The sequence below is a fragment of the Prevotella sp. MGM2 genome (genome assembly GCF_002933955.1).
GTDB lineage: Bacteria > Bacteroidota > Bacteroidia > Bacteroidales > Bacteroidaceae > Alloprevotella.
This window is the reverse complement of the sequence record NZ_BEWW01000314.1, coordinates 22178-36082: the sequence shown is the minus strand read 5'-3', so window position 1 is coordinate 36082 and position 13905 is coordinate 22178. Positions and strand designations below refer to the sequence as shown.

The 13905-nt window shown below is 48.1% G+C and carries 14 protein-coding genes; 2 read left to right on the top strand and 12 right to left on the bottom strand.

The genetic code is table 11. The features are described from left to right. Positions 1–4: 4 nt before the first annotated feature. The 12 genes from C5S62_RS11815 to C5S62_RS11760 all read right to left on the bottom strand — a co-directional run bounded on the left by C5S62_RS11815 (position 5) and on the right by C5S62_RS11760 (position 12474). Positions 5–340, bottom strand: a complete 336-nt coding sequence (locus tag C5S62_RS11815; protein WP_104405581.1) for a hypothetical protein — start codon at positions 338–340, stop codon at positions 5–7. Positions 341–344: 4 nt separating this feature from the next. Then, a complete protein-coding gene (locus C5S62_RS11810; RefSeq protein ID WP_104405580.1) occupies positions 345–929 on the bottom strand; it encodes a hypothetical protein in 585 nt (194 codons plus the stop codon). Between the two features lie 231 nt (positions 930–1160). Further along, a complete protein-coding gene (gene deoC / locus C5S62_RS11805; protein ID WP_104405579.1) occupies positions 1161–2096 on the bottom strand; it encodes a deoxyribose-phosphate aldolase in 936 nt (311 codons plus the stop codon). Positions 2097–2135: 39 nt separating this feature from the next. Then, positions 2136–2459: a nucleotide pyrophosphohydrolase gene (locus tag C5S62_RS11800; protein WP_104405578.1), complete on the bottom strand. Its 324-nt coding sequence runs from the start codon at positions 2457–2459 to the stop codon at positions 2136–2138. Positions 2460–2531: 72 nt separating this feature from the next. Then, a complete protein-coding gene (gene dtd, locus C5S62_RS11795; protein WP_104405585.1) occupies positions 2532–2984 on the bottom strand; it encodes a D-aminoacyl-tRNA deacylase in 453 nt (150 codons plus the stop codon). A gap of 67 nt (positions 2985–3051) precedes the next feature. Further along, positions 3052–4893, bottom strand: coding sequence for an excinuclease ABC subunit UvrC (uvrC, locus tag C5S62_RS11790; protein WP_104405577.1), 1842 nt, complete (start codon positions 4891–4893; stop codon positions 3052–3054). Between the two features lie 52 nt (positions 4894–4945). Further along, on the bottom strand, positions 4946–5482 hold the full coding sequence (locus tag C5S62_RS11785; RefSeq protein ID WP_104405576.1) for an adenine phosphoribosyltransferase: 537 nt from the start codon (positions 5480–5482) through the stop codon (positions 4946–4948). 102 nt (positions 5483–5584) lie between these two features. Beyond that, positions 5585–7462 (bottom strand): tRNA uridine-5-carboxymethylaminomethyl(34) synthesis enzyme MnmG, encoded by a 1878-nt coding sequence (mnmG, locus tag C5S62_RS11780; RefSeq protein WP_104405575.1) that lies wholly within the window; start codon positions 7460–7462, stop codon positions 5585–5587. A 159-nt stretch (positions 7463–7621) separates the two neighbouring features. After that, the gene (gene dprA, locus C5S62_RS11775; protein ID WP_104405574.1) at positions 7622–8698 is read right to left on the bottom strand and encodes a DNA-processing protein DprA; all 1077 of its coding nucleotides are present in this window, start codon (positions 8696–8698) and stop codon (positions 7622–7624) included. Between the two features lie 102 nt (positions 8699–8800). Next, entirely contained in the window at positions 8801–9193 is a 393-nt protein-coding gene (locus C5S62_RS11770; protein WP_104405573.1) for a thioesterase family protein, read from the bottom strand. Between the two features lie 6 nt (positions 9194–9199). Beyond that, positions 9200–10519 carry a DUF2851 family protein gene (locus C5S62_RS11765; RefSeq protein WP_223301231.1) on the bottom strand — a complete coding sequence of 440 codons (1320 nt, stop codon included), beginning with the start codon at positions 10517–10519 and terminating at the stop codon, positions 9200–9202. Positions 10520–10722: 203 nt separating this feature from the next. Next, positions 10723–12474 (bottom strand): WG repeat-containing protein, encoded by a 1752-nt coding sequence (locus C5S62_RS11760; protein WP_104405572.1) that lies wholly within the window; start codon positions 12472–12474, stop codon positions 10723–10725. 731 nt (positions 12475–13205) lie between these two features. On the opposite strand from C5S62_RS11760, the gene C5S62_RS11745 reads away from it, so the two are divergent. Both C5S62_RS11745 and C5S62_RS11740 read left to right on the top strand, forming a co-directional pair. Then, the gene (locus C5S62_RS11745; protein WP_133159589.1) at positions 13206–13619 is read left to right on the top strand and encodes a structural protein; all 414 of its coding nucleotides are present in this window, start codon (positions 13206–13208) and stop codon (positions 13617–13619) included. A 14-nt stretch (positions 13620–13633) separates the two neighbouring features. Next, on the top strand, positions 13634–13855 hold the full coding sequence (locus tag C5S62_RS11740) for a DUF4248 domain-containing protein (protein ID WP_104405568.1): 222 nt from the start codon (positions 13634–13636) through the stop codon (positions 13853–13855). Positions 13856–13905 lie beyond the last annotated feature (50 nt).

Sequence of the window (13905 nt, the reverse complement as noted above, 5' to 3'; positions counted from 1 at the left end):
CATTTCAGCTCTCGAATTTTAACAAATGCACCGGAATTTCGGCTTGACCCGTTTTAACATCATATCCGTATCCTTTAACAGCAATAACATCAAATTCAATAGAAGATAATGGTTTTCCAGTCAATTCGCTGCGTGAAGGTGTTATCAAAGAATTTGTGCGTGAAAAAGTTGCGGAGTCAATATTTATAAGACATTCGTTGTTATTTATGGCATAGCCCTTACTAAGGTTTTTTATCTCTGGTATCTGTTGATTATTAGTTGGTTCTATACTAAAATCAGAATCGCAAGAGGTATGAGCTAATGAAATGGAAACACTAAGAAGCAAAAAAAATTTTTTCATAGTTTTATATTTTTAAGAGTGAATAATACCATTTTAATTCTTCAGGCTTGCAGGGGTAGTACTTTCCTATGAATTTGCCATTTGAATCGTAGCCAACGTACCATAGGTAGGTGTGTGCAATGTATTTTCCCCCTATGTTATAGGCTGGGATGAACGAGTAACCGCGGATTTTTTTATTGGTAGGATTTTTCAAACCTATGGAAGATGGAGTAGGAATATAAGGAACCGGTATTTCGTTGGATCGGCAGGGAATTTCGATGATGTAGTCTTCTATTCTGATATAGTATCTTCCGTTTTTAATGATGCCGTAATTTTTGTTCTCTTCATTGAATTGTGCCATATACCATACGGATGAAATATCATTGCTTTTGTATGTTTCAATGGAGTCCTTTGGACTTTCTTTTAATGGTTCTTTACGGTCTTTAATTTCATATTTCCAGTCATATATAGTTAGAAGGCTATCTTCTTTTACGAATATTTTCGTACCGTCTTCCATTGTTTTTATGGTAGTTTGATAGGTGTTGTTATTGTCGCATGCTATTAGGAAATAGTTGCAGAGAAGAAATGTAAGAATGAGTCTGTAATTCATGAATCGTTGCTTTGGTAAGGCTTGTCGTGTAGGCGATATCTTCTTTTTCAAGTTAAGGTTTTGGCAAAAATAAGAATTTTAGTTGTTATGGAAAAACTTAATGGAGTAGTTTTTTATATATAAGAGCGGGACATTCTTTTGAAATATCCCGCTCCCGCTGTTACAAAGATACAATTTTTTTGCCGGAAGCAAATTGTGTTTTGTGTCTTTTCCTGCTGGTCAGCCTGCGACTCAGAAAGGTTTGTTTTCTTCTCCCAGTATGTCGCTTACCAGAAGGTTGGCCAGACGGCTTGTTCCGATGCGGAACAGGCCGGCCTTTATATATTCCTCGCCGAGCATTTCGCGTACGATGGTGTAGTACGTCAGCGCGTCGTCTATGGAACTGATGCCGCCGGCAGCCTTGAATCCGATTTTCGTGCCTGTGAGCTTTTCGTATTCGCGGATGGTCTGACACATTACGTAGGCAGCCTGAGGCGTTGCAGCGGGCTCTATTTTGCCTGTAGAGGTCTTTATGAAGTCAGCTCCCGCATAGATGGAAAGGATGGCGGCTTTCTTGATGTTGAGGGCAGTCTGCAGAGCGCCGGTTTCGAGGATGACTTTGAGCGGCCGTCCGGAGCAGGCGGCCTTGATTTCGCTCACTTCATCGGCACACGTCTCGTAGTCGCCACTCAGAAAGGCACCTACGCTCAGAACCATGTCTATTTCGGTGGCGCCGTCGTTGACGGCCAGTGCCGTTTCGATGGTTTTTACTTCGAGGAAGGTTTGGGAAGAGGGGAAACCGCCGCTCACGCAGGCCACTTCCACCTTGTCGGCTTCGAGGCTTTCGGCAACGATTTTGGCGAAGTTGGGATAGACACATACTGTGGCCAGGTGGGGTAGGTCGGGGTGGGCGTCGGCAAAGGCGTTGACTTTTTCCACAAAGCGGAGGACGCTTTCCTGAGAATCGGTGACCTTGAGGGTGGTCAGTTCCACGGCGCCCAGCAGTTGGCGCTTCACTTCGGGGGTGTCGTATTGGGCTTTCTTTTCGCTTACAAGGCGCTCTGTGGCGGCGTTCACCTGTTCGTCATTCAGCTGGAGGTTGAACTTTGAGAAGGCTTCTTCGTAACGGTTGGCGGGATGGTTCCCGTGATGGTCATGGTCTTGACCGCAATGACAGTGCTCTGACATGTTTTCTTATTGTTTGGTGGTTAATGTTCGTTTGGTCGCTTATCTTAATTTCTCGTTGTTGAGATGACGCGTGGCATCGCGCCGGGTTTTCTTGTCAAGGTTGCGCCTGAAGGCCTCGGTGAGGTCGGTGCCCGTCTGGTTGGCCAGGCAGAGCAACACCCATAGTACGTCGGCCATCTCGTCGGCAGGGTCGGTTGGTTCGCCGGGCTTGAATGACTGGTCGCCGTAACGGCGTGACATGACGCGGGCCAGTTCGCCCACTTCCTCAGTGAGAACGGCCATGTTGGTGAGTTCGCTGAAATAGCGCACGCCATAGGTTCTGATCCATTGGTCTACGGCTTCCTGGGCTTCTTGGAGAGTCATTTTCTCAGTGTTTTATAGGATGAAAGGGTGGGGATGTGTTTCATAAGGGAAGACATGTTTTTCCTGCACGTGTCATTCTTTGTTCTTTGTGTCCATGCAGATAGTTACGGGTCCGTTGTTGACGAGTTCCACCTGCATGTCCGCGCCGAATACTCCTGTACTGACAGGTCGGCCCAGTGCCGTTTCGAGTCCGCGGCAGAAGTATTCGTAGAGTGGAATGGCGATGTCGCGGCCTGCGGCGCGGATGTATGACGGCCGGTTGCCTTTTTTATAGGATGCCATTAGTGTAAACTGGCTGACAACCATTATGTTACCTTCTTCTTCAGTGATATTGCGATTCATTACGCCGGCTTCATCATCGAATATGCGCAGGCCTGTGACTTTCTTGATGAGCCAATCGGCATCTTCTTCTTTGTCAGATGGTTCTATGCCTAATAGGATTAAAAGACCATGGCCGATGCTTGACTCTGTTCGGCCGCCGATGCTCACAGAGGCACGGCTGACGCGTTGTATGACTATTCTCATGTTGGCAAATATACGGATTAATTTTATTTGGAGCAAGAGGGGAGGAATGGGTTGTGTGCCGGGAGACTCAGATGTCTTTTCCTGTGTCTTCTCCTGCATGGAGCGCGTTGAACAGCTTGTGGCCTTTGACTTGGCCCAGAGTGGCTTGCAGCTGCTCTGCTGAGGCGGATTTTATGCGTTTTACGCTGCCGAAGGTCTTCAGTAGGAGAGCTTTTGTCTTTTCGCCTATACCGTTCACTTGGTCCAATTCGGAGGCTGTTTGTCGTTTGGAACGTTTGTCGCGGTGGAAACTGATAGCAAAGCGGTGCACTTCGTCCTGCATGTGTGTGAGCAGGCGGAACAGCTGGCTGTCGGCTTTCATGCCTATCGTTACGGGGGGGGAGCCGAACAGCAGTTCACGGGTGCGGTGGCGGCTGTCCTTTGCTAGGCCGGCTATAGGGATGTCAAGATGTAATTCGTCTTCTACGACTTGGCGTATGACTTCCATTTGTCCTTTTCCGCCATCGGCGATGATGAGGTCGGGTAGGGGATTGTTGTCTGCTTCCTGCCGGATGTATCGGCGGCGTACTACTTCTTTCATAGAGGCATAGTCATCCGCTCCGGTCACGGTTTTTATGTTGTACTTGCGGTATTCTTTTTTTGCCGGTTTAAGTTTTTCAAACACAACGCAGGCGGCTACGGCGTCTTCTCCCTGTATGTTGGAATTGTCGAAAAGTTCTACTCGGAAAGGGAGTTTCTTTAAGCCTAATTGCGTCTGTATTTCTTTCATCAGACGCGTGTTTTTTTGTTCCGGATTGAGTTTTTCAGCTTGTTTCAGGCGGTCGAACTTATATTGCTTGACGTTGAGTTTTGATAGTTCCAGCAGTTTTTTCTTCTCTCCTTTTTGCGGTATTGCTTGTTCTGCGTATTCTGCGGGTAAGTCTACCGGAAAAGGCACTATGATTTCACGTGAGGTGCTGCCGTAGCGGTTGCGCATCTCTACGATACCTAGTGCGAGCAGTTCCTCGTCGGTTTCGTCCAGTTTCTTTTTATATTCAAAAGTGAAGGCCTGGTTGATGCAGCCGTTAGTGATGTGGAGATAGTTGACGTAAGCTATTTTCTCTTCGCTCTCAATGTTGAAAACATCAATGTTGTGCAACACATTTGAAACCACTTCGCTTTTGGCCCGGAAGTTTTCAATGAGGTCAAGGCGCCGTTTGATTTCGCCAGCTTCCTCAAACCGCATTTCATCGGATAAACGCATCATTTCTTCTTTCATCCTTCGGGCCACTTCTCCGGTGTTGCCTTTCAGTATTTCGCGGCAGGCGTCAATGTTGTGCATGTAGTCTTCCCGGGTCTGTTTACCGACGCACGGGCCTGCGCAATTGTGTATATGATAGTCCAGACAAACTTCATACTTCCCGTTAATTACACCTTCTTGGGTCATTGGAAGCCGGCAGGGACGGGGATGGTAAAGTTCCTTACAGAGATCGAGTAAGGCATACATTGTTGGTACATGGCTGTAAGGCCCGTAAAAGGTGGCTCCTCTTACATGTCTTTGCCGGGTCTTGAATATCCGCGGTAAATATTCGTTTGTTATAGCTATGGAAGGATAGGTCTTGTCATCTTTTAGGAGAACATTATAACGCGGCTTGTATCGTTTTATCAGATTGTTCTCTAGTAAAAGGGCGTCCTCCTCTGTCTTCACGACTACATAACGTATGTCGCGTATTTTAGTTACCAGTAATCGTGTTTTGTCTGACTGTTGTTCCTTGTTGAAGTAAGAGCTGACACGCCTTTTGAGGTTTTTGGCCTTACCTACGTATATTATAGTGCCCGAATCGTCGAGATATTGGTAACATCCCGGCGTTTCGGGCAAATTCAGTACGATGCCTTTCATATAGTCCGTAGATTCCTCTTTTGTCTTCATCACTGTGTCATTTTTTGAATATCCGGCTATGGCATTCTTAGAAGTCTCCTGATTATTCTTCTATTTTCAGTAGGGTTGTGATGTCCATTTCTTCTCCGAGCATTTTCCGGCCCTCCAATCCTTCCATACAGAGTTCTATGAGAAAATTAACGTAAATAGCTTTAGGCTTGAATAGTGATATTAATTCGTAGGCTGCTTTCATCGATCCTCCTGTAGCGAGTAGATCATCATGTATAAGTATGACATCGTTTGAATCAATGGCGTCTTCGTGTATTTCTATCGCATCTTCGCCATATTCCTTCATATATGTCGCTTGAATGGCTTTTGATGGGAGTTTGCCGGGTTTGCGGCACATTACGAATCCTGCGTTCAGTCGTGAAGCCAATATTCCTCCCATTACGAAGCCGCGTGATTCTATGCCTACAACTTTCGTTATGCCTTTATCTTTATAAAAATCAAATAAGGTGTCAGATATTTCTGTCAGGCAAGTATTGTTTTTAAATAGAGTACTGACATCTTTAAACTGGACGCCGGGTTTGGGGAAATCGGGAATGTTTCTTAAATTATCAAGCAACATTTTTTTATTCATAACTTTCTGTATTTAAATATAGTTTTGACGATTTGTTTCACGTGAAACATGAATGTTTGTTGAAGGTGGTTTTCCTCTTTTTTGTTAATGCTTTTTTGCTTGTCAACGACCTAATAATATAAGAAGTACACTTATATCGCTTGGAGATACGCCGGGAATTCGTCCCGCTTGAGCCAGTGTTTCAGGGTCTATTGCCGATAGTTTTTGTCTGGCTTCAGTTGACAACTGTGTTAATTCTTCGTAGTTGAAGCGTCCTTTTATTTTTATGCTTTCCAATCTTTGCATTTTTTCGGCTAAGGCGCGTTCACGTGAAATGTATCCGTTATATTTAATTTCTATTTCTGCCGCTTCAATAGTCTCTTCTTTGTCTGTTTCAATACCGTCAAAAAGACATTTTAATGCATTTACTTCTTCAGATAAGGCGGAAAATGAAATTTCCGGTCTGTTTATTATGTCGATTATCTTACATCCGCCGCGGAGTGGTGCGCTTCCTGCTTTTTCTAGGAATGGATTAATTTGATCGTATTTTACCGAAAAGTTTTTACAGAAATCAATGATTTTACCGATGTTTTCTTTTTTATTATTGAAACGTATCGTTCGTTCTTTTGTGGCTGTCCCGAATTTTTCTGCATAAGGGGTAAGACGAATATCTGCGTTATCTTGTCGTAATAAAATACGATATTCGGCCCGAGAAGTAAACATACGATAAGGTTCATCAACTCCTTTTGTTACTAAATCATCGATGAGTACTCCAATATAGGCCTCATCGCGGTGAAGAATGAATGAAGAGTTTCCTCCACACTTCATTGCGGCATTTATACCGGCAACTATGCCTTGACCGGCTGCTTCTTCATAACCGGTTGTACCGTTTACTTGTCCGGCAAAATAAAGGCCATCTATTTTTTTCGATTCCAACGTATGTTTTAATTGCGTGGGGTCAAAGAAATCATATTCGATGGCGTAGCCGGGACGGTAAATGATGATATCTCGGAAACAAGGAATTTTCTTTAGTGCCTCTATTTGAATATTCATTGGGAGACTGGAAGAAAAGCCGTTCAAATAGAGCTCATTTGTATCAAGTCCTTCCGGTTCCAAGAAAAGAGGGTGTTGCTCGCGTTCAGGAAATGTTATCAGTTTTGTTTCGATACTAGGGCAATAACGAGGACCTATGCTCTTGATTTGGCCGTTATAGAGTGGAGAGTAGGGAAGTCCTTGTTGTAAGATCTCATGAACCTCTTTGTTTGTGTTGCAAGTCCAGCAGGGGAGTTGAGGAAGCGGTCGTGTAGGACTTATATAAGAAAAACGGTGATAATCCGTTTCTCCAGATTGTAAGTCCATATCTTCAAAATGTACCGAACGTGCATCAATGCGTACTGGTGTTCCCGTTTTCATTCGTGCATAGCGTATGCCGTAATTGGCGATTGATTCGGTTAAAAGTGTTGCTGCAGGTTCGGCACACCGTCCGCCGGGTACTTGCTTTTGTCCTACGTGCATGAGACCATTTAGAAATGTTCCTGCCGTGATAACCACAGCACGGGCGTGGAAAATAGCTCCCCATAAAGTCCGGACTCCGCTTATTGTATCTTTTTCAACGATAATTTCGGTAACTTCGTCCTGCCAGATGCTTAGATTTTCCGTGTTTTCAAGGCGATGTCGCCATTCTTTAATAAAACGTGTCCGGTCACATTGGGCACGCGGACTCCACATAGCCGGTCCTTTGGAGCGGTTAAGCATTCGGAACTGTATGGCTGTAGCATCGGTTACTTCGCCTGTTTGTCCTCCAAGAGCGTCTATTTCGCGTACTATCTGGCCTTTGGCTATACCGCCTATAGCCGGGTTGCAACTCATTTGAGCTATTTTGTTCATGTCTATCGTTATCAGACATGTTTTAGCTCCTGTCCGTGCCGCTGCCGCCGCCGCTTCGCAACCGGCATGTCCGGCTCCTACGACTACAACGTCAAAGTGAAATTCAGTATCCATGTGTTGGATTTTATTAATTATTCAGACGCAAATTTACGATATTCTCTATATTCGTTTGCTTTTTTCATAATTGTTTTTTGCCCTGAAGTCGTGCGTCAGAAAGAATGCGGCTTCAGGGCAAAATGAGGAACAATAGGAGACTTTAAGTGTAGATATTGGTTATAGAAGTTTATATCGTCCACCCGCCATTTGTTTGACTACTCCCGTCATTTCCAAATCGAATAATGTGGCCGAAATCTGTTGTACAGGCATGTTGAGCGTAATGGCCAGTTCGTTGAGTCCTCGGCCGTCGGAGTTTTGAAGGGCGTTACATAACGTTTGTTGCTCTTCCGTCAGATTTGGAAAAAGTTCGCGCTGTATTGGTTTTGTTTTTTCATTGGTTGTTTGCCATCCCAAAGCTTCTACGATGTCTTGTGCCGATGTTGCCAATGCAGCTCCGTTAGATCGTATCAATGCGTTGCATCCTTCCGAATAACGGTCGCCCACACGTCCGGGAAAAGCAAAAACATCCCGGTTATAATCAAGAGCCAGGCGAGCCGTGATGAGTGCGCCTCCCTTTTTAGCGCTTTCAATGACGACAGTTGCGTCAGACATACCAGCTACAATGCGGTTGCGCCGGACAAAGTTTCCCTTGTCAGGTACAGTTGTCGTGATGTATTCTGTGAGCAGTCCGCCTTGTTCAATCATTCGTTTCGCTGTGTCGCGGTGCATCGCCGGGTATATTCGGTCCAGCCCGTGAGCCAAAACTCCAATCGTTGGTAATCCCGTCTCAATACAAGCTCTGTGTATGTGGATATCAACTCCGTATGCAAGACCGCTAACAATCAGAGTTTCAGGTATTATTTTGCTTAAATCTGTGATTATATTTTGACATAATTCTTTGCCGTATTCAGATATTTTTCGTGTTCCTACTACTGAAATGATGCGTTGGGCATTCAAATCGGCATTTCCGCGGCTGAAGAGTACCAAAGGCGCATCCGGACATTCGCGCAGTCGGGCAGGGTACTCCGGTGCGTTCAGTTCAATGGGCCGCACATTGTGCCGTTGGCAGAAATCCAGTTCCGTTTCAGCCCGTCGCAGGGCTTCGCTCCAATCAGTCAGTGCGGTTCGGGCACGTCCCTCTATTTCTTGGCGGTTGTCGTATACCTCTCGTGCACTGCCGTAGCGGAGATAAAGTTGTGTTGCTGCCGCACGACTCAGGCCGTTGAGCAGGGTGAGGGCTATGGTGTGGATCATTACTTACATGCAGAATGAGAAAAACAATCGGATGAGGCCTTTAATGAGTTTCTCGGCCTTTTTTATATTGAAATCCTTAAAATCAGTGTGACAGAGTGAATTTCAGAGACAGAACAGGCTGTTCAGTTCCTCACAATCGCGCAGGCGTCCGTTGATGAGGCAAACCGTTTCTACCACAGCCTTGATGACCGGTCGTTCGTCAGGGAGGCGGAAAATGTCTTGAATAAAAACATATTTGATGCCCTCTTTGTGCAGAGCCAGACGCGAAACAAACGAGTCGCCACTGCGCAGAGGTAGTTTGAATGCCATGTTCAGTCGTGCCACAACGGCATCAATGCCCCGTTCGTGAAGATCGGCAAAACTGATGCCATGTGAACGCAGAAATTCGTGACGGGTGTGTTCAATATAATGCTGGTAGTTGGCATTGTTCACAATCCCCTGTAAGTCACATTCGTAATCGCGTACCTTTAAGGTTATTTCGAAGGTGTAGTCCATTGATTATTATATGTTTGATAGCTGATGGTTCTTTCGTTTCCCAGCCAGATATGCCGCTCCGAACCGGCATCGTAGGCAATCTTTTCGGTCGCAGTAATGGTGTCGCAGCCGGATAAGCGCCTGACTTTCGGCGGCCGAGGTAGCTTTCAGTCCTGCCGCTTCCCATGAGCGGGTGATAAAGTTTTTCTCCGCACGTGTATGCTCCAGGAGTTCAAACGCCCGTTCACACAATGCCTCGTCCATGTGTGCCCGTCCGTAGGCAAAAATCAGCGGTGCGGCAGCGTTAATGACGAGCAAGTCAATCGAAGTGGCCTGCAATGCCTTTTGCTTGCGTTGGCTTTCCCGTCCGAAGCAATAGTGAGTTTCCCAGTAAGGAGTTACGGATGCGCTCAGAAGGGCATGGAAATCTGACGGTTTCCGTGCTTCCAGCAAACGTGACAAATCAAGTCGCCGGCTGTGGTATAGGTCCACCAGTTGCGCCAGTCTCACGTGTGGAAAATTCTGCGGTCTCATGCGCAGAAAGCGCCATGCCGTTCCCGCCATCGGCGTAAGGGAGAATTTGTGTGTCAGATACGTATATTCCTTTTGCAGGCGTATGAAGTAGTTGTCACGTCTTTCGGGCGCTACCATGTCATCCGTCAGCAGTCCCGCTCCGCCCAGAAAGAATGCCTCCACCTGAAAGCGGTCGTCGCGGTGTTTGGCTACGGCTCCGAGCGGCAGTTCCGCTGCCCATTGCTCAAAAGCCTCTGCGTTTACCCCGAATCCGAAGCTCCTTGCCAGTGTGATAAAGAAGACGCGTTCCCAGTCGCCGCCTGTCCGTTCCAGCCACGCATTCGTACGCACCGTCTTTTCTTCCAGCCTTTCGGCCGTGAGTGCGCTGAGCCATGAGGCCGCTGTCAGTGTGTCGATGTGCGGAATGGCGCGATGGCAAGGCGGGTAAGTTTCCTCTGCCAGCAGTTCTTCATAGCGGCGGTTCACTTCGGTCGGCACCTCCAGCCGTACTTGCGGCAGCAGGCGCCCTGAAAGTGTCCGCGCCTCGTGGTCCACAGTTCCGCACACGTGTAGCACTACGTTGTCATAGGCTGCATTCGTGTCGTGGCGGTGCCTGTACCAGTCGGAGGCGCGTTCGTGCAGTTCCACGTTGCCCACCCACAACTGTCCGCCCACTTTCACTTTGGCGTTGAAAAAGTCCGGTCCCGCGTGCATGTTCGGCAGTCCCGTGTCTATGATGTCGAGATTCTCGCCTTCCTCTGTGCGTAGCCCGCTGTCAGGAAACATCCGGTGTCGCCACACGTAATGCAGGAGTTTTTCCATGTTTGTGTTCATATTGGTTAAACCCGCAAAGATAAGCCTTTTGCGCTTAATGGTGAAGTCTAGGGCCTGTATTTTAAATGCAAAATGCGAATAGATGTTTTTTCTTTGTGATGCATAATAAAAGCGGGACTTCATGTCGAGAAGCCCCGCTTTTGTATGGTGTTTGAAAGTAATGTTTCGTGGTGTATGTTCGTTTTTGTCGCTGTTCTGTTTTTTTAGGGAACATATGTTTCCCAACTTGATATGGGAATAATTACACCTTCTTTTTTTGCTAAATCGCGTTGTGTACGCATGCTCTTTTGATATACCCTGATTGTTTTTTTAACGGATGGTGCTGTTTTAGGGTCACGTATGGCATTGCTTCTAGCTTCATTACTTACTTTATCGGCCAGTTGGTTGTATCGTGTCTGATACATTCCAGCCTTTCCTCCTGATCCTGATGCACCGCTTTTGCCGCTGTTACCGGCGGTTGGAACACCAGCCCCGGTCGTTCCGCCGCTTTGGACACCTTTCACCGCCGAATAAGTTGTTGCCGCCGTCATCGCTACGGCACCGGTAATCATCAGCGTGTTGCCCACCCGCTTCCAGCGGCGTTTGCGCCGGTCGTTGCGGGCCTCCTTCAAGCAGGCGGCTATTTCCCGGTCGTCGGGCGCCAGTTCGTGTGCTACTTTCAGGCGGCTCATGCCCTCTTTGTAGTTGTTTCGCGAGAGGTCGATGAGCGCGTAGTTGCATTGGGCTTCCGCCGAAGTGGGGCGCAATAGCAATGTGCGGTAATACAGCTGTGCGGCCTCCTTGTCCTCAAGCGTCGCGGCCTTTCCCAGCAGTGCTTTCACTAGCCCGTCGTCCACAATGCCCTCAGAGGTAATCGTTCCTTCGTATCCCTCAATCAGGCAGGTAGCTTTGCCGCTCTTTATGTTTTCTATTTTGTCCACCACGTTGGGGTGGCATGTCTTTCCGCTCTCTGTCACAATCTGGTCACGTGTGGAGCCGTCAGTCATCACGGTGGTTCTGATGAAACACCTCTCTTGCGGAAAGTAACGCACCGCCTTGTAGCGTGCCGGTATCAGAATGCGTCCCCAGGCGTCAGCCACGCCCTGACTGCCCTCCTTGTCTGTGATCAGGTAAAAGCCGTTGGAAAGTGCCTTAAAGGCCGTGTAGAGCGGTCTGACGAGCCATGCCGTGTCGGTGCGTGCAGCTTTCAGTCCGTATAGTCCGCCCGTGATCGCCGCTTTCTCCACTTTCGGCGCCGCCGGTCTCCACTGTGCGTTGCTTATGCGTGCGTCCACCTCTTCGGCCGTAGCTCTGAGACTCTTCAGTGCCGCTGCGTTTTCTCCGCTTTCCACAGCCGCTTTTGCCACTGCCGCCGCGGTGTTGTACTCCTTGTTCTTGATGGGCACGTAGCGCATTGTTTCTTCCGTCAGGTGGTGGCATGGCACGATGAGTCTGCCCGTGATGTCTATCGCGCCGTATTTCTTGTTCATTCTCACCGTGGCCACGTAATTCTCTGTAAAGGGGTCGGCTTCATCAAATTGCGGACGGATCACCATGCGTCCCTTTTTGTCTATGTAGCCGAATTTCCCGTCCACCTTTACCGGGGCCAGTCCGTGGCTGAATCCGTGGAGTTTGTCGCACGGCTCGAATTGAGGGGCAATGACATAGCGGTTGGCCGCATCGATGAATCCTACTTTGCCATGATGTTCCACGCCAGCCAGTCCCTCGCCGAATTCTTTGGCCGCAGTGGAGTAGAGCGGGCTTATGGTCCACTCATGTTCCCCCAGACACTGCAGTTCCTCCACATTGTTGCCTGTAGCCACCGTGTAGGCCCACCATCCCTGGCGTGTGCCTTCGTTGGTGTAGCCGTAGGTGCCGGTGTCTTTGAATTTTCTGGCGCGCAGAACGATACCGTCTTGGGCGGATAGTGTCGTATAAAAGCTAAAAGCGAATAAAAACAAAAGAAATCGTCTCATATCTGTGAAATGTTGTTATGAAAAAATAATAAATAATTTGATTGCAAAGATATGTGATTTCGCTTATACGGCAAAAAATGACAGAAAAATAAATCGGTTGCCTCCGCAACCGTCAGTTGGGTGTTCCGGTGATCTGTTATGCCGTTTTCGGATGAGTCGGGTGCGGATGTGCCGGTTGGGACTGGGATGTCCGTCTGTTTTGGGGAACTCTGAGGCCGCCGGCAAGCTTCGCTGTCATGTTCCGGCTTCCGGCCAATGAAGGTCATTATTGTCTTCCTCCGTTTTTTAACACAATTTGCTTTCCGGTGGAAATTTCAGTATCTTTGTAACAGCCGGGCGGCCAATCTCATAGAGACTGGCCGCTTTTTGCTTGTTTTCAAGGCTTTTAAAAGGCAAAAAAGCCCTTTCCTCAATTCCGAAAAGCATTACTTGGAATTTGAATTCCCCGTATCGGCGTTGAAATTCCGATACGGACTTTTTCGTTCTCCATACTTCAAACCTTTGTTTTACCACTTGCATTTGTAACAGAACGTTAAAAACGTTAAAAGAACACCGGAGGCGTACCGGCTGTGCCTGTTGTTTTTCTTTTCACGTCAGGAAAAGTTCCGAAGTAATCGGAATCAGCGCCGATACCTTTGCTTCATCTGCAGAACACTACCGGTAAAATAAAAAATTGGATAACATTTGAGGCGTTGCGCAACGCCATTTCCCCTCTAAAAACTATTGAAACCATGAGAACCATTAATCTGGGTACGGCCAACCGTAACCCGCTTAACATCCGTTATTCGGCCGCCAACCGCTGGCTGGGACTCCACCCCGTAACGCCCAACGTGAAGGGCTTCTGCAAATTCATTGCGCCGGTTTACGGCTACCGTGCCGCCGTTGTGCTGATGAAGACATACATGCGGCGCTACGGGCTTGACACGCCGGCCGGCATCATCAGCCGCTGGGCGCCGCCAAAGGAAAACCGCACGGAACTTTATATCGCCTGTGTGTGCGGTCGCAGCCGCCTGGGGCGTGACGAGAGAATAACCGCCGAAGGTCCGGAACTGGCCCGCCTCATTGCCGCCATGGCGCGGCAGGAAACCGGTGCCCGCATAACGCCGGAGGGCGTTGACGACATCCGCCGTAAGTTTAACGTTTAAAATCTGTAGGACTGATGACTGAACGACAACATCTGCCCCAGCGGCGCACGTCACGCCGCCGAGTGGCTGAGCGCTGTTTTGGCAACACGAAGCCGGCTGTGGCCGTAGCCCGCTTGCGCCGCTGGATTGCCGGCGATCCGGAAATGCTCTCCGAACTCAGAAAGGCGGGCTACAGAAACGGCTCGCATTACTTCTCGCCTCGGGAGATGGAAGTGCTCAAACGATATCTCTTATGAGGCGACCCCTCTGACACCATCCAGTCATGGAAACGGTCAGGCGGGCAGAC